The following is a 15,594-nucleotide window of genomic DNA, read 5'->3' as shown; positions in this document are numbered from 1 at the left end:
GATGACTGTTCAGTCCTGAGTCAGCAGCTTGGAGGCGATATTGATGTATTTGCGCCCGGCTTCCTGCGCAGCGGAAACGGCATTGCCCAAGCTCTCGTTGCCACGCACGCTGGCCAGCTTGATCAACATGGGCAGGTTGACGCCGGCGATCACCTCGACCCGCGCCTTGTCCATGATCGAGATCGCCAGATTCGAGGGCGTGCCGCCGAACATGTCGGTCAGCACCACCACGCCCAGACCGGCATCGACGCGGCCGACACTGTCCATGATGTCCATGCGGCGCTGTTCCATGTCGTCCTCCGGTCCGATGCAGACGGTCGCGACATTCGGCTGGGGTCCCACCACGTGTTCCAGCGCGGCGACCAATTCGTCGGCCAGACGGCCGTGGGTGACGAGTACCATTCCGATCATGATCAGTCCCAAGCCTTCCCTGTCATTGCCCCCCCTCGTCGAGGTCGCGATGGCGCAGATGCACCCTTTCGCCTTCCTCGCCCAGCCAGGCCGCCAGCTTCTCGGCCAGCGCCACCGAACGGTGACGCCCGCCGGTACAGCCGATGGCGATCGTCAGATAGCTTTTGCCTTCTGCCGCGAAGCGCGGCAAGAGCGGCGCGATCAAAGTCTTCAATCCTGAGAAAAAAGGCGTGAACCCCGGGTCGCGGGCGACATAGGCGGCAACCTCCGGATTCTTCCCCGTCAAGGGGCGCAGCTCGGGATCGTAATGAGGGTTATCGAGGAAACGCGCGTCGAAAACCAGATCGGCCTCGCGCGGCAAACCCTTGCGATAGGAAAAGGAGGTGACGAAGATCACGAGGCCGGGCTGGCTGGACAGGCCGAAATGCCCCGACAGGATGCGCTTCAGTTCGCCCGGCGGCAGGTTCGAGGTATCGACCACCACGTCGGCCCGGCCGCGCAGGGGCCCGATCAGGCTGCGTTCATGGACGATCCCGTCGGTCAACGGGCGGTCGGCGGCGAGCGGATGGCGGTGGCGGGTCTCGGTATAGCGCCGCCGCAGAACCTCGTCCTCGCAATCCAGGAAAAGCAGCCGGACATCCAGCGGACGGGCCGAGGGATGCTGTCCCCGCGCCACCAGCCGGTCGATCTCGGCCATCATCGGGTCGGCGCCGAAATCGCGGGTGCGGATATCGATCCCCACCGCCAGGGGGCGCTCGGACCCGGCATCGACCAAGCTGGGCAGGAAGCGCAGGGGCAGGTTGTCCACCGTCTCGTAGCCCAGGTCTTCCAGCGTCTTCAGGGTCAGGGTCTTCCCCGCCCCCGACATGCCGGTGACGATGACGACGCGGCCGGTGGACTCTTCCCCCGAAGCCGGGACGGAAAGCCCGAGGGAAGCGGCTTTGGCTGTGGCTTGAGGATCGGTCATGTCTGCACGATTATATCCCGCGTTGCCACGCGCATCGCAAGACGCAGCTTGGCGGCGGCGGAGGGGTGGAAAGGATCCAGCGCCACCAGGGGCAGGTCCACGCCCAGCCATTCCACGCTTTGTGGCGCGGGCAGACGCTCGATCTCGCCGCCGGGCTTCAGGTCCACGGCCAGCACCAGTTCCGCCCGTTCCACATGTTCCAGGCGCAGGATGCCGAGGCCGCGCACCTCGATCATGCCGGCGATGGTCGCGGGCGGTGCGGCCCATAGCCGCCCGCCGAGCACGGTCAGTTCGGTCTGGTCGTCGGCAACCAGCCGCGCACCATCGTCGATCAGGCGCAGGGCCAGATCCGACTTGCCGCTGCCAGACGGGCCGCGCAGCAGCACGGCCTTCTCGCCGATCACGACACAGCTTCCATGCACACGAGTCATCATGTGATGAAGGTGGATGGAGGCGAGAATTAAGTCAATGTAAGTTGCTCAGACGGCGGGCAGGCTGACGGTGAAACGGGCCCCGAGAACCCGTCCTTCCTCGTCTTTGCGGTTTTCGGCGCGAATGGACCCGCCATGCGCCTCGATGATCTGTTTCGAGATGGACAGGCCCAGCCCCGAATGGGTGCCGAATTTTTCCTGCTTGGGACGTTCGGAATAGAAACGCTCGAAAATGGCATCCAGCTTGTTTTCCGGAATGCCGGGGCCGTCATCCTCCACCTCTACCAACACCAGCCCGTCCACGCGCCTGCCGCGCAGGGTGATGCAGCCGCCGGGCGGGCTGAAGGACAGGGCATTGCCGATCAGGTTGCGGATCACCTGCACCAGCCGCCCTTCCACGCCGCTGACGTCCAGGCGGTCCCCTTCGGGCACGGCGACGGCGAAGGAAACCGGTTCCTCGCCCTGTTCCTCGGCTTCCAGGTCGCGGCCCAGGCCGGTGCTGCGATAGACATCGGCCAGGGTTTCCAGCATGGAGGCCATGCCCACCGTCTCGGTCTCGGCGCGCGAGAGTTCCGCATCCAGGCGCGAGGCATCGGAAATGTCGGAAATCAGGCGGTCGAGGCGCGCCACGTCGTCCTGGATGATGGCCATCAGGCGCTTCTGGTGTTCCGGATTGTTGGTCCGCGCCACCGTTTCGACGGCGCTGCGCAGGCTGGACAGCGGATTCTTGATCTCATGGGCGACGTCGGCAGCGAAGGCCTCGGTGGCATCCATGCGCCGCCACAGGGCCTCGGTCATGTCGCGCAGCGATCCCGACAATTCGCCGATCTCGTCGCCGCGTCCGGTCAGGTCGGGAATGGATTTGCGGCCATGCCCCCGGCGCACGCTGTCGGCCGCCAGGGCCAGGCGGCGGATGGGACGGGCGATGGTGCCGGCCAGATAGAGGGACAGCGCCACGGTCACGGCCAGGGCGGCGATGAAAAGCTGCAGGATGGTCAGGCGCACCTGGAACATGGCCTGCTCGATTTCCGTGCCCGGATTGCTCAGCATCACCGCGCCGACGACCTGCTTGTAGCGCTGCACCGGCACCGCCACGGTCAGGTAGAGATTACTGACCGGGCTGTGGCGGCGGAAGGTCGCCGCCTCGCCACCCAAGGCACGCAGGACTTCCGCATAATCGCTGGCCTGCTGCTTGGGGCGTTCCACGTAAGTCGGCAGGCTGCGCTCGGAGGGAAGCCACGACCAGATATAGCCATAGGCGCGGCGCAGCATGTCGTCGACGCCGCGCACGCCGCCCGGCGGCGGCAAATCCTCGATCTGCACCACCCCGCCCGGCCCCATCAGCAGCCTCGAATCGGCCACCAGCTCGCCATGACGGTCGAACAGGCGGGCACGCAGCCCGGCCGGTTCGGCCAGACGGCGGATCATCTGGCGCGCCGGTTCGGTCGAAAGCTCCAGGAAGGACTGCCCCTCCTCGACCACCGCCCCTTCGCCGATGGCGGCGGCGAACATCTCGGCCTGGGTGCGCATGGCCTGCAGCTCGGCCGCCACCAGTTCCTCCTGATAGCGGTCGAGATAAAGCAGCCCCGCCACCAGCAGGATCGGCGCCAGCAGGTTGACCGCGAGGATGCGCCGGGTCAGGGGCGAGGACAGGCGCTTGTGCCGCCGCCTTTTCCTGGGTGGCGCCGGTTCTCTGCTCGGCCGGACCGGACGAAGGTCCGGCGCCGCGACCAGGGGCTGCTCTCCCATCCGCTTAGAGGCCGGCTTCGTCGCGGTAACGGTATCCGACGCCGTAGAGAGTCTCGATCTGGGCAAATTCGCTGTCTATCTCGCGGAATTTCTTGCGCAGCCGCTTGATATGGCTGTCGATCGTGCGGTCATCGACATAGATGTTCTCGCCATAGGCGGCGTCGATCAGTTGATCGCGGCTCTTCACATGGCCCGGACGCACCGCAAGGGCCTTGAGGATCAGGAATTCCGTCACCGTCAGGTCCACCCCCTGCCCCTTCCAGGTACAGGCATGGCGGGCGGAATCCAGAACCAGTTCCCCGCGCACCAGGGCGCTGTTGGGTTCGGGCGCGGTCTTGCCCGAGGCCACTTCGTTGCGGCGCAGCAGGGCGCGGATGCGTTCGATCAGCAGGCGCTGCGAGAAGGGCTTCTTCATGTAATCGTCGGCGCCCATACGCAGGCCGAGCAATTCGTCCACCTCGTCATCCTTCGAGGTAAGGAAGATCACCGGCATGGCCGACACCTTGCGCAGGCGCTGGAGCAGCTCCATGCCGTCCATGCGCGGCATCTTGATGTCCAGCACGGCCAGGTCGGCGGGCTGGCTGGACAGGCCGCGCAGAGCCTCGGCGCCGTCATTGAAGCAGCGTACCTTGTAGCCTTCGGCTTCCAGCGCGATGGAGACCGAGGTCAGGATGTTGCGGTCGTCATCGACCAGGGCGATGGTATGGGGCAAGGCGTATCTCTCCCAACTGGCCTGCGCGAAGGATTCCCTCTCTCGCTTGCGGTAGGCAAGCTTTTCCTAAGGCATTACCTATATGCGCGTTTTGTGGCAGAATTATCGCCGAAGGCGATGTTGAACGAAGATAATCGCCTCGCCACATTCGAGCCATGACGGATCAGCTTGCCGACGTGCTGAAACTGGATCATCGCAGCCTGACGCGGCGTCTGATGCGCGCCAGTCCGAAGGCGTCCCTGGCGACCCTGCTGCCCCAGCCGGAAAGTGGGCCCGCGCCCTATGCCTCGCTGGTCACCGTCGCCTGCGACCACGATGCCAGCCCGATCCTGCTGCTGTCGCAATTGGCCGACCACAGCCGCAACATCCAGGCGGATGCGCGCGTCTCGCTGCTCTTCGACGGCACGACGGGCTTCGACAATCCGCAGGCCGGGCCGCGCGCCACGGTGATGGGGCGCATCCGGCGCAGCGACGAGCCGCGCCATCGCGCCCGCTTCCTCGCCCGCCATCCCGCCGCCGCCCTCTATGCCGGCTTCACCGATTTCGCCTTCTACGTGGTCGAGATGGAACGCGCCCATTTCGTCGGCGGCTTCGCCCGCGCCGTCTGGCTGGAAGGGCGGCTGAAGGCGGAGGCCTCGCTCGCCACCGCCATGGCCGAAGCGGAAGCCGCCATCCTTGCGCATATGAACGCGGACCATGCCGAGGCGCTGGACCTCTATGCCAACATCCTGCTGGGCCTGCCCGGCACGGGCTGGCGCATGGCCGGAATCGATCTCGACGGGCTGGACCTCGCCCTGGGGGAAAAGGTCGCCCGGCTGGATTTCGACCGCCCCCTGAAAAGCCCCGACCAAGCCCGCGCCACCCTGGTCGCCCTGGCGGCCCACGCGCGTCAGTCGAGGTGACATCGCCTTAAAGCGAACAGGCCAACCAGACGGGCAAGGAAACAAAACTTCAAGTATGGTTGAAAAGTCTCGCTTATGATTGCCATTTTCAGGTCATTGGCATAATTTTCTAACCTCCCGTCGCGTGGCGGCGGGCCGCCGGAGCTCGCTCCGGCTTCACCGTCCGAACAAAAAAAACCAGGAGAGCAAGGTGCAGCAGGTTGGACCTTACGTCAGCGATTACGGGCTCGAACATCACGGCATCCGCAACATCCGCGTCGCCCACTGGAACTATTCCACGGCCGGCCTGGTCGAGGACGCCATCCGCCGCCAGGAAGTCGCGCTCGCCCAGGGCGGGCCGCTGGTCGCACGCACCGGTCACCATACCGGCCGCTCCCCCAACGACAAGTTCATCGCCAAGGAACCCTCCAGCGAAGGCAATATCGACTGGGGCAAGGTCAACAAACCGATCCAGCAGGCGAATTTCGACAGCCTGCACCAGCGCATGCTGGCCTATCTCCAGGGCCGCGACATCTATGTGCAGGATTGCTATGCCGGTGCCGATCCGGATTACCGCCTGAAAGTGCGCGTGATCACCGAGCACGCCTGGCACAACCTGTTCGCCCGCAACATGTTCATTCAGCCCCATCCCAGCGAGCTGAAGGACTTCACGCCCGATTTCACGGTGATCCAGGCCCCGGGCTTCCAGGCCATCCCGGAACAGGACGGCACCAATTCCGAAGTCTTCGTGATCGTCGACTTCTCCAAGCGGCTGGTGCTGATCGGCGGCACCTCCTATGCCGGCGAGATCAAGAAGTCGGTCTTCTCCTATCTCAACTACCTGCTGCCCGAACGCGGTGTGCTGCCGATGCATTGCTCGGCCAATATCGGCCCGCGTGGCGACACCGCCATCTTCTTCGGCCTGTCCGGCACCGGCAAGACCACGCTGTCGGCCGATTCCTCGCGCACCCTGATCGGCGACGACGAGCATGGCTGGGGTCCCAACGGCGTGTTCAATTTCGAAGGCGGCTGCTATGCCAAGGTCATCAAGCTCAGCCCCGAGGCCGAGCCCGAGATCTATGCCACCACGCGCCGCTTCGGCACCATCCTCGAAAACGTCGTGATGGATCCGAACACCCGCATCCTCGACCTGGACGATGCCAGCCTGACCGAGAACACCCGCGCCTCCTATCCGCTGGACTTCATCCCCAATGCCAGCGCCAGCGGCGTGGGCGGCCATCCCGAAAACATCATCATGCTGACCGCCGATGCCTTCGGCGTGCTGCCGCCGATCAGCCAGCTTACCCCCGAGCAGGCCATGTACCACTTCCTCTCGGGCTATACCGCCCGCGTCGCCGGCACCGAAAAGGGGGTGACCGAGCCCCAGGCCACCTTCTCGACCTGCTTCGGCGCCCCCTTCATGCCGCGCCATCCCTCGGTCTACGCCAAGATGCTGGGCGAGCTGATGACCAAGCACAAGGCCAAGTGCTGGCTGGTCAATACCGGCTGGAGCGGCGGCGGCTACGGCGTCGGCAGCCGCATGAAGATCGCCTATACCCGCGCCATGGTGCGCGCCGCCCTGGACGGCCGCCTGGGCCAGGTGGAATTCGTCGCCGATCCCAATTTCGGCCTGCTGGTTCCCCAGGCCTGCCCCGACGTCCCGGCCGACGTGCTGACCCCCAAATCCACCTGGACGGACAAGGCCGCCTATGACGCCGCCGCCCAGGACGTGGCCCGCCGCTTCGAAAAGAATTTCGAGCAGTTCACCCCCTATGTGGACGACAAGGTGAAGGCGGCCTGCATCCGCTCTGCCTGATCTTTATCCTTGACCAAGACGGCGAAGGCCGGTCCCATGCGGACCGGCCTTTTCCCGTTCCGGAGCAAGCATGATCGAGTCTCCCTGCATCAATATCTGCCGTATCGATCCGGACACCGGCCTGTGCAAGGGCTGCCTGCGCAGCCGCGCCGAGATCAAGGCCTGGCGCGACGCCAGCGACGACGACCGCCGCGCCATCCTGGCCCGCATCGAGGAGCGCCGCAGGCAAAAGGCCTAGCCCGCACGCCATCATCCGCAGCGGGCGCGATCCCCGCAAAAGACAAGGCCGCCCTTTCCGGGCGGCCTTCAGACTGCCAACACACCCTTTTTCTCGTCACTCCCGCGAAAGCGGGAGTCCACGGAACCGCAAGCACCCGTATCTGACGGCTTAAATCTCCATGAGCCCCAACATGGACCCCCGCTTTCGCGGGGGTGACGATCCATTGCAGTCGCTATCGACCTTGTCAGCAGCTAAAGGCCGCCCTTTCCGGGCGGCCTTTCTTCTCAGGCAGGTTGCTGGCGTTTGCCTGCGAACCTCCTGCGGATCGGCTTGATGATCATCGGCAGGAACAGAGACAGGAAGGCGATGATCAGCAGGGTCAGCGAAATCGGCTTGTTGACGAAGGTCATCCAGTCGCCGTTCGATATCTGCAAGGCGCGGCGCATGTTCTCTTCCATCAGGTCGCCCAGGATCAGCGCCAGGATCAGCGGAGCCGACGGGAATCCGTACAGCTTCATCAGCAGGCCCAGGATGCCGAAGATCAGCAGCAGGTAAAGGTCGAAGCTGCTGAATTTCAGGCCATAGACCCCGATCATGCAGAACAGCACGATCAGCGACAGCAGCAGCGGGCGCGGGATCTCCAGAATGCGCGCCATGAGCGGGATCAGCGGCAGGTTCAGCAGCAGCAGGAAGATGTTGCCGACATACATGCTGGCAATCACGCCCCAGAACACGTCCGGGCGCTGTTCCAGCATCAGCGGGCCGGGCGTCACGCCCATCACCAGCAGCGCGCCCAGCAGCACCGCCGTACTGCCCGAACCGGGCACGCCCAGCGTCAGCAGCGGCACGAAGGAACCGCCACAGGCGGCATTATTGGCCGATTCCGGCGCCGCGACGCCCTTGGGGTTGCCCTTGCCGAAGCTGTCGCCGTCACGGGCGATACGCTTTTCCATGCCATAGGCCAGGAAGGACGCGATGGTCGCCCCCGCCCCGGGCAGCACGCCGACGAAGAACCCCAGGACCGAGCCGCGTGTCACGGGACCGGCGATCTCCTTGGCCTCGCTGCGCGAGAGCTTGAGCGAGCCGATCTTCTGGCGCTGATGGCTGCCGTTGTCTCCGGCCAGCAGCATGGCGAAGACCTCGCCCAGGGCGAAGATGCCCAAGGCCACCACCAGGAAGTCGATACCCTGGACCAGTTCCAGCATGTCGAGGGTATAGCGCTCGGTGCCGGTCTGGCGATCGAGGCCGACGATCGAGATCATCACCCCCAGCACGGCGGCCATCAGCCCCTTGACCAGGGATTTGTCGGAAAGGCTGACCACGGCGGTCAGGCCCAGCACCATCAGGGCGAAATATTCCGCCGGACCGAAGCTGACGGCGACCGAGGCCAGGGAGGGCGCGATCAGCATCAGGCCGATCACGCTGACCGTCCCGCCGATGAAGGAGGCATAGGCCGCCAAGGCCAGCGCCTTGCCCGCCTTGCCCTGGCGGGCCAGCGGATAGCCGTCGAACGAGGTCGCCACCGTCCCCGCCACGCCCGGTGCATTGAGCAGGATCGACGAGGTGGAGCCGCCGAAGATGGCGCCGTAATAGACCCCCGCCATCAGGATCAGGCCCGAGGCCGGGTCCATGCTGAAGGTGATCGGAATCATCAGGGCCAGGGCGCTGATCGGCCCCAAGCCCGGCAGCATGCCGATGATCGTTCCGGCCAGCACGCCGATGAACACATACATGATATTGCCCGGCTGCAGCGCGATGCCGAAGCCGTAGATAAGGCTGTCGAAAGCTTCCATGATCGTGGTCCTCGGCGGCTTAGATCGGCAGGATACCGGGCGGCAGGAAGATATCCATGCCCCTGGTCATGATCAGATAGAGGGCCAGCGGCACCCCGATCGACACGCCGATATTCCAGAAAATGCGCCGGAAGCCGTAGAACCAAGCCAAGCCGCCCACCAGCAGGGCCGAGGCGAGGACGAAGCCCGCCGACCGCAGCACGGCGGCATAGACTCCCACGGCAACGATGGTCACCAGGACCTCGATCACGCGCCGGCGGTGCCGCGCGGTCTCTTCCGTATCCTGGGCCGCGGCATCCCGCTCCTCGCCCTTGTCGCGCTGGAAGAACAGGATCACCGACAGGACGAGCATGGAGAAGCCGAGGACCTTCGGGATGAGGTCTGAATCGATGGGGCGCGGGATCGGGAATGCGGGAATGTTATAGGCCCCGATCAGATAGGCGACGCTGAATGCGGCCATGATGAGGGCGATGATCTGGTTGCTGCTGATTCGTCCCATGACTGGGCTCCCCGGCGGATACGTAATCGTCTGGCCGCCGGACATGCCGGCGGCCAGGAATCGGATGAACGGATGCTGTGGTTAGTTCTGCAGCATGCCGAGCTCGCCCAGGACCGCACGGAACTGGGCCTGCTGCTCGTCGAGGAAGCGGGCGAAATCCTCGCTGTTCTGGTAGGCGTCGATCCAGCCCAGCTGGTCGCGGGTCTTGGCCCAGCTCTCGCTTTCCATCATGCGGGCGTACATGTCCTGGTAATAGGCCACGGCTTCGGCAGGCATGTCGGGAGTGCCCATGATGCCGCGCCAGATGTCGAAGGTGTAGTCGATGCCCTGCTCGCGGAAAGTGGGCACGTCGGGCAGGATCGCCATGCGTTCGGGCGAGGACACGGCCAGGGCGCGCAGTTCGCCACCGGCCAACTGGGCCTGGGATTCGCCGGCACCGGTGATCACGGCACGGACATGGCCGCCCAGCAGGCTGACCATGGCTTCGCCGCCGCCCGAGAAGGCGATGTAATTGATCTGGTTCGGCTGCAGGCCAGCCGCCGACGCCGCCGAAGCGATGGAGATATGGTCCATCGAGCCCGGGGCCGAGCCGCCGCCGATGCTGATGGTCGGATCATCGCGCATGGCATCGAACAGATCGTTCACCGTCTGGAAGGGGGAATCCTTCGTCACCAGGATGATCGAGTAGTCGGTGATCAGGCGCGCGATGGGCGTGAAGTCCTGATGGGTGACGCGCGACCGGCCCGACAGCGGGATCAGGATGAGCGGCGGGCTGGCGGCGAACAGCTTGTGCGGGTTGCCGCGGTCGGCGGCGATCTGCGCCCAGGCGATGGCACCGCCGCCGCCGGGGATGTTGATGGCGGCGAAGTTCACCGGCGCCAGTTTCTCTTCCTGGATCACCCGGGCGGTGCTCCGCACCAGGGTATCCCAGCCGCCGCCGGGATTGGCGGGGGCGATGTATTCGACCGGGCGGGTCGGCTGCCAGTCGGCCTGAGCGGCGGCCGGAGCGGCGATCAGAAGGGACAGCAGCGAGGCCTTCAGAATCCCGCGAAATGCAATTCCCATATTCTCCTCCAGATATTAGAGACGTCTTCTTGAACGCTACCCCTGTCGCCAGGGGGGCTCCGGGCGGCCCGTCAGGGCTGTCCCATAGGGGGAAGGGCGTTCTTTTCCTTCCCCGGCCTGGGTTTGAGCAGCCACTGGATGAGCAGCGGCATGCACATCAGGATGATCACCAGCCTCGAGAGGTGGTGGACGGCCACGAAGGCCGGATCGAGGCCCAGCGCCAGGGCGACGATGCCCATTTCCGCCGCGCCGCCCGGCACATAGGCCAGCATCATCGGCGCCAGGGGCAGGCCGGTGACCTCATGCATCAGCACAGCGCTGGCGATGCCGATCACCAGGAATCCGACCGATTGCCCCGCTGCGGTAATCAGCGTGCGCACCAGGCGCAAGAAGGGGAAACCCTTGAAACCCACCCCGACCGATACGCCGATGACCACCTGCGCGATGACCAGCAGCCACGAGGGCGGCATGGCATGGAGCGTGCCGGTGATATGCAGCACGGCACTCAGCGCCATCGGACCGGTGAAGGAGGGGGTGGGAAAGCGCAGCAGCCGCGCCAGCGGAACGCCCAGCACCAGACACCCCGCGAAGAAGGCCATCTCCACCAGCGTCAGCCCGGTCTCGGGGCTCGCCGCCCAGGGTTCGGGCAGGTTGCCTTCGGCCAGATCGATGCCCAGCACCAGATCGACGGCCAAGGGCACGCCGACCAGCACCGTCACCAGGCGCATGCCGTGGGTCAGCGCCACCAGCCGCACATCGGCGCCCAGCGAGGGCGCCAGCACGGTCATGGCGCTCAAGCCGCCGGGCAGACCGGCGGCCCAGGCCGTGGCGCGATCGAAGCCGGCGATCCTGTGGCTGTACCAGACGCCGAAGGCCCCCATCACGACCGTCGCCGCCAGCATGCCGCCCAGGCTGACCAACCACAGGCCCAACTGATCGATGATCTCGGGAGTGAATCCGCCGCCCAGGAACAGGCCGATCACCGCCAGCACGCCCGAACGCAGGCGCTTCGGCCCCCGCAGCTTCACCCCCGCCATGCTCGGCAGCATGGTGACGGCCAGGGCGCCCAGCAGCCAGGGCAGCGGCAGATGCAGCTGATAGGCCACCCAGCCTCCGGCCAGGCCGAGCGCCAGCGACAACATGAGCCGGAGGGAATTGGACAGGACGAGGGGCATTCAGCGTCCCCCCAGGGCGGCATTCCAGCGGTTAAGGAAACGCCGCCGCTTGGCCTGATCCAGATAGACCATCAGGCCCGGCCCGATCCGGATCGACAGATGGTGCTGCGCGCCCTCGGCAGCCTCGCCCCAGCCCGCCCCCGCCTCGATCACGGCAGGATGCATCGCCGCCAGGCCCGTCTCGCTCTCGATGATCTTCTGCCCCTTGACCGAGAGCAGGAAGTTCAGCATCAGCTCGGCATCGGCGGCATTGGCGGCGCGGGCGGGAATGAAGGCGATGCGCGACAGGAAAAGGGTGTAATCCTCAGGCAGGACGACCCCCAAGGCCGGGTCCTCCAAGGCCCGCTGGCGGGCATAGGCGCCCAGCAGGTTGTAGCCGATCAGGCTGCGGCCGTCGCTGATCCGGTCCAGGATCGCCGAGGTGTTGGTATAAAGCGTCACGCCGGCCCCGCCCATGGCGCGGGCCAGTTCCCAGATGACCTCGCTGCGTTCCGCATCCTGGGTCGCGAACAGGAAACCCAGCCCGCTGCGCTCCGGATCGTAGGTGGCGACCTTGCCGAAGAAGCGGTTGGGGTCGCGGCGCAGCAGTTCAGCCAGGTCGTGGCGGCTGCGCGGCACTTCCGAATCGTCCAGCAGCGCCTTGTTGTAGACGATCACCGCAGGTTCGAGGGTGATCCCGAAAGCCTCGTTACGCCATACCGCCCAGTTCGGCAGATCCTGCGCCACCGGCAGCGTCACCCGGCGCGCATAGCCGTCATTGACCAGCTTGGCCTGCAGGTCCATGGCCGAACTCATCATCAGGTCCGGCCCCGGGGCGTCTTCCTCCAGTTCGCTCAGGAAGCGTTCATAAAGCTCGGTGGCGTTCTGGTTCAGATAGGTGATGGTGATACCGGGATAGTAGCGCTGGAAAGCCGTGATGACAGGCTCGATTGCCGACAGATCTGCATTGGAATAGATGGTCAGGCGGCGCTCCGGCATGGGCGCTTCCCCCATGGCCGCGGGCGCCGGGAACACCGTCACCGAGGCGGAAACGGGCGACACCAGCACCATGAATGCGGCAATGCAAGCGCAATACAGCCGTAACCCTTTGCCGGCCATCAATCTTCCTGTTCGTTTCCCATTGACGGGCCTTTTTGACTGGCCTCGTTTGCCCTGAGCATAGGGGGGCTTTCCTGTCATATTCCTGTCAGGGCGCTGCGCCTTTCGACAGCATGGCTCCCCCATCTTCGTGCACGTATACTCAATGCATGAGGATACTTCTTGTCGAAGACGAACCCGATTTGGCCGAAGGGTTATTGCGCGCCCTGCGTCGGCTGGGACAGGCCGTGGACTGGATCAATGACGGCAATGACGCGGAAGCCTTGCTGCGCGGCCAGAAATACGATCTCGTCATCCTCGACCTGTCCCTGCCCGGCATGGACGGCATGGACATCCTGAAAGCCCTGCGGGCCCGTGGATCGGATGTGCCCGTGCTGGTGGTCACCGCGCGGGACAGCCTGGAACAGCGCGTGGCCGGGCTGGATTACGGTGCGGACGATTATCTGACCAAACCCTTCGACCTTCGGGAATTGGAAGCCCGCGTCCGGGCGCTGTTGCGGCGGGGACGCGGCGGCAGCGGCGGCGCGGTGATCCGCTATCGGTCCCTCGCCCTGGATACCGCCCGGCGCAGCGTCTCCATCGACGGCGAGCCCCTGCTCCTGCGCCCGCGCGAACTGGGAACGCTGGAGGTGCTGCTGGCCAATATCGGCCGCGTGGTCTCCAAGGAAAGCATCGCCGAACATCTGTTCAGCTTCGACGATGAAGCCGGGCTGAATGCGGTGGAGCTCTACATCGCCCGGCTGCGCAAGAAATTGTCGAAAACCGATATCGACATCCGCACTATCCGGGGGCTGGGCTATCTGCTGGAACCTGCGCCGGCCGAAGGGCAGGAGCAGGGATAATGAGCGGCAGCGTCATCAAGGGCATGCGCAGCTGGTCCATCCGCCGGCGTCTCCTCGCCTGGCTGCTGGTACCGCTGATCGGCGGCAACGCCATCATGCTGCTGGAAGCGCGCATCACCGCAATCGCCACCGCCGACGAGGTCTTCGACCGCCTGCTGCTGGCCTCGGCCATGGCCATCACCGAGCGCGTGGTGGTCGATGACGGCGAGGTCGAGGTGGACCTGCCCTATGTCGCCCTGGAAATCCTGTCCTCCACCTCCCACGACCGCGTCTATTACCGGGTCGCGGGACCGGAGGATTCCTTCGTCACCGGCTACCCCGACCTGCCTCCCCCTCCCCGCGACCTGGTTCTGCGCGTGGGCGAGCCAAGCTATTACGATGCCGTCTACCGCAACGAGCGGGTCCGCATCGTCGTCATCGGCGGCTTCTTCTCCGACCGGCGCAGCAGCGGCAATTTCTCCGTCCAGGTCGCCCAGACGCGCTGGGAACGCAGCGCCCTCGCCGATGCGATGGTCCTTCGGTCCGCCCTGCGCCAGGGCATTCTCGTCGTCCTGGCCTGCCTCGTCGTCTGGATCGCCGTCAGCCGAGGCTTGGCGCCGCTGAACCGCCTGCAAGGGGCGCTGAGCCGCCGGACCATGCGCGATCTGCGCCCGGTCGAAGGAAATGTCCCCGAGGAAGTGCGGGCCCTGGTCGCAGCCCTGAACCATCTGCTGGCCCGGCTCGACAGCGGCATGCGCAGCATGCAGCGCTTCATCGCCGATGCCGCCCATCAGCTCCGCACGCCCCTGGCCACCTTGCGCACGGAAGCCGAACTGGGGTTGGCGGATTCCGATCCCCAGGCGGCCCGCGAAGCCCTGAAACGGCTGCACGAGGGAACCCTGCGCACGAGCCGCCTCGCCAACCAGCTTCTCAGCCTAGCCCGGCTGGAAAGTGGGATGATGCAGGCGGGCGGCATGGCACCGACCGATCTGGCGAGGCTGGCCGCCGACACCGCCCGCAACCGCGTCCTCCCCGCGCTCGAGGCGGGCATCGACCTGGGCTTCGAGCAGGACAACGGCAACAAGCCGCTCCTCATCCGCTGCAATCCGCTGCTGGTCGAGGAGATGCTGGGCAATCTGATCGACAATGCCCAGGCCTATGCCGGTTCGGGCGCCTGCGTCACCGTTCGTGTTCGCCGGGATGGAGACCGCGCCGTCCTCGAAGTCGATGACGACGGTCCCGGCATCCCCGCCGACCAGCGCGGCCAAGTCCTCGAACCCTTCCGCCGCGGCCATCATCGCAACAGCGAAGGCTGCGGACTGGGCCTCGCCATCGTCAAGGAAATCGCCGATCTGCATCAGGCCGAACTGCGCCTGGAAGAGTCCGGCCAAGGCGGCCTGCGAGTCTCCATCGCCTTCCCGCTGGAGGAGACGGCGTAAGCAATCGGCGGGTATGGCTTACGCAGGGCTCCGCCCTGCACCCGGCAGGAGGCTCGCCTCCTGCACCTCATGGCTTTCCCCTCGTCCTTGGCGGGGAAACCCATAGGAACCGAAACCGGCTTCTTGGTGCCCTTGGTGCCTTATTTGTTTCTTCATGGCGCATGGGGGCCACCAAGACACAAAGACTGTGGAGAAGCCCCCTGTTTTCCTCGTCATTCCCGCGCAAGCGGGAATCCATGCCGCCACGGATTCCGGCCCCGACATGGGCTCCCGCTTTCGCGGGAGCGACGAGAGCCCCCTCCCCTTCCTCGGTGTCTTGTCCCCGCCCCGAACGCAAAAACGCCGCCTCCCTTGGGGGAAGCGGCGTTTGCATGACGATGAACAGGTTTTTCTTTTGCGCGCGTTTTGAAGACCTGGCGGCGACCTACTCTCCCGCGTCTTAAGACGCAGTACCATCGGCGCTGAGGGTTTTCACGGTCGAGTTCGGGATGGGATCGGGTGTAGGCCCCTCGCCATG

The 15,594-nt window shown here is 65.5% G+C and carries 15 protein-coding genes and 1 rRNA gene; 5 read left to right on the top strand and 11 right to left on the bottom strand.

What is annotated here, in order from left to right:
• Nucleotides 1-9: 9 nt before the first annotated feature.
• The 5 genes from EPD66_RS12470 to EPD66_RS12450 are packed head-to-tail and all read right to left on the bottom strand — an operon-like array spanning nt 10 to nt 4,270.
• On the bottom strand, nt 10-411 hold the full coding sequence (locus tag EPD66_RS12470) for a PTS sugar transporter subunit IIA (RefSeq protein ID WP_142848845.1): 402 nt from the start codon (nt 409-411) through the stop codon (nt 10-12).
• Between the two features lie 22 nt (nt 412-433).
• Complete coding sequence (gene rapZ / locus EPD66_RS12465) at nt 434-1,378, bottom strand: RNase adapter RapZ (RefSeq protein ID WP_142848844.1); 945 nt, start codon at nt 1,376-1,378, stop codon at nt 434-436.
• Nucleotides 1,375-1,809: an HPr kinase/phosphorylase gene (locus EPD66_RS12460; protein WP_142848972.1), complete on the bottom strand. Its 435-nt coding sequence runs from the start codon at nt 1,807-1,809 to the stop codon at nt 1,375-1,377. Before EPD66_RS12460 ends, rapZ begins: the two co-directional genes overlap by 4 nt.
• A gap of 48 nt (nt 1,810-1,857) precedes the next feature.
• Nucleotides 1,858-3,558 carry a stimulus-sensing domain-containing protein gene (locus EPD66_RS12455; protein WP_142848843.1) on the bottom strand — a complete coding sequence of 567 codons (1,701 nt, stop codon included), beginning with the start codon at nt 3,556-3,558 and terminating at the stop codon, nt 1,858-1,860.
• Between the two features lie 4 nt (nt 3,559-3,562).
• The gene (locus tag EPD66_RS12450) at nt 3,563-4,270 is read right to left on the bottom strand and encodes a response regulator transcription factor (protein ID WP_142848842.1); all 708 of its coding nucleotides are present in this window, start codon (nt 4,268-4,270) and stop codon (nt 3,563-3,565) included.
• A gap of 155 nt (nt 4,271-4,425) precedes the next feature.
• Here EPD66_RS12450 and EPD66_RS12445 point away from each other — a divergent pair, with 155 nt between their 5' ends.
• The 3 genes from EPD66_RS12445 to EPD66_RS12435 all read left to right on the top strand — a co-directional run bounded on the left by EPD66_RS12445 (nt 4,426) and on the right by EPD66_RS12435 (nt 7,205).
• On the top strand, nt 4,426-5,172 hold the full coding sequence (locus EPD66_RS12445; protein ID WP_142848841.1) for a HugZ family protein: 747 nt from the start codon (nt 4,426-4,428) through the stop codon (nt 5,170-5,172).
• A 190-nt stretch (nt 5,173-5,362) separates the two neighbouring features.
• Nucleotides 5,363-6,967 (top strand): phosphoenolpyruvate carboxykinase, encoded by a 1,605-nt coding sequence (locus EPD66_RS12440; protein ID WP_142848840.1) that lies wholly within the window; start codon nt 5,363-5,365, stop codon nt 6,965-6,967.
• Nucleotides 6,968-7,037: 70 nt separating this feature from the next.
• Complete coding sequence (locus EPD66_RS12435; RefSeq protein WP_142848839.1) at nt 7,038-7,205, top strand: DUF1289 domain-containing protein; 168 nt, start codon at nt 7,038-7,040, stop codon at nt 7,203-7,205.
• Between the two features lie 266 nt (nt 7,206-7,471).
• On the opposite strand, the gene EPD66_RS12430 is transcribed toward EPD66_RS12435, so the two are convergent.
• From EPD66_RS12430 to EPD66_RS12410, 5 genes are all read right to left on the bottom strand, one after another.
• Nucleotides 7,472-8,980, bottom strand: a complete 1,509-nt coding sequence (locus EPD66_RS12430; RefSeq protein ID WP_142848838.1) for a tripartite tricarboxylate transporter permease — start codon at nt 8,978-8,980, stop codon at nt 7,472-7,474.
• A 19-nt stretch (nt 8,981-8,999) separates the two neighbouring features.
• On the bottom strand, nt 9,000-9,479 hold the full coding sequence (locus tag EPD66_RS12425) for a tripartite tricarboxylate transporter TctB family protein (protein WP_142848837.1): 480 nt from the start codon (nt 9,477-9,479) through the stop codon (nt 9,000-9,002).
• An 81-nt stretch (nt 9,480-9,560) separates the two neighbouring features.
• Complete coding sequence (locus tag EPD66_RS12420; RefSeq protein WP_142848836.1) at nt 9,561-10,544, bottom strand: tripartite tricarboxylate transporter substrate binding protein; 984 nt, start codon at nt 10,542-10,544, stop codon at nt 9,561-9,563.
• 71 nt (nt 10,545-10,615) lie between these two features.
• The gene (locus EPD66_RS12415; protein ID WP_142848835.1) at nt 10,616-11,719 is read right to left on the bottom strand and encodes an AbrB family transcriptional regulator; all 1,104 of its coding nucleotides are present in this window, start codon (nt 11,717-11,719) and stop codon (nt 10,616-10,618) included.
• A complete protein-coding gene (locus EPD66_RS12410; protein WP_221930971.1) occupies nt 11,720-12,817 on the bottom strand; it encodes an ABC transporter substrate-binding protein in 1,098 nt (365 codons plus the stop codon).
• A gap of 149 nt (nt 12,818-12,966) precedes the next feature.
• Between EPD66_RS12410 and EPD66_RS12405 the strand changes: the two genes are divergently transcribed.
• On the top strand, nt 12,967-13,659 hold the full coding sequence (locus EPD66_RS12405; protein WP_142848833.1) for a response regulator transcription factor: 693 nt from the start codon (nt 12,967-12,969) through the stop codon (nt 13,657-13,659).
• A complete protein-coding gene (locus EPD66_RS12400; RefSeq protein ID WP_142848832.1) occupies nt 13,659-15,077 on the top strand; it encodes a sensor histidine kinase in 1,419 nt (472 codons plus the stop codon). The genes EPD66_RS12405 and EPD66_RS12400 overlap by 1 nt, the downstream gene beginning before the upstream one ends.
• Before the next feature lie 411 nt (nt 15,078-15,488).
• Here EPD66_RS12400 and rrf read toward each other — a convergent pair.
• Nucleotides 15,489-15,594 (bottom strand): 5S ribosomal RNA (gene rrf, locus EPD66_RS12395); the annotation flags it as partial.

The sequence above is a fragment of the Telmatospirillum sp. J64-1 genome (assembly GCF_006980715.1).
Lineage (GTDB): Bacteria > Pseudomonadota > Alphaproteobacteria > Rhodospirillales > Magnetospirillaceae > Oleiliquidispirillum > Oleiliquidispirillum nitrogeniifigens.
This window is presented reverse-complemented; position numbering and strand designations above follow the sequence as displayed.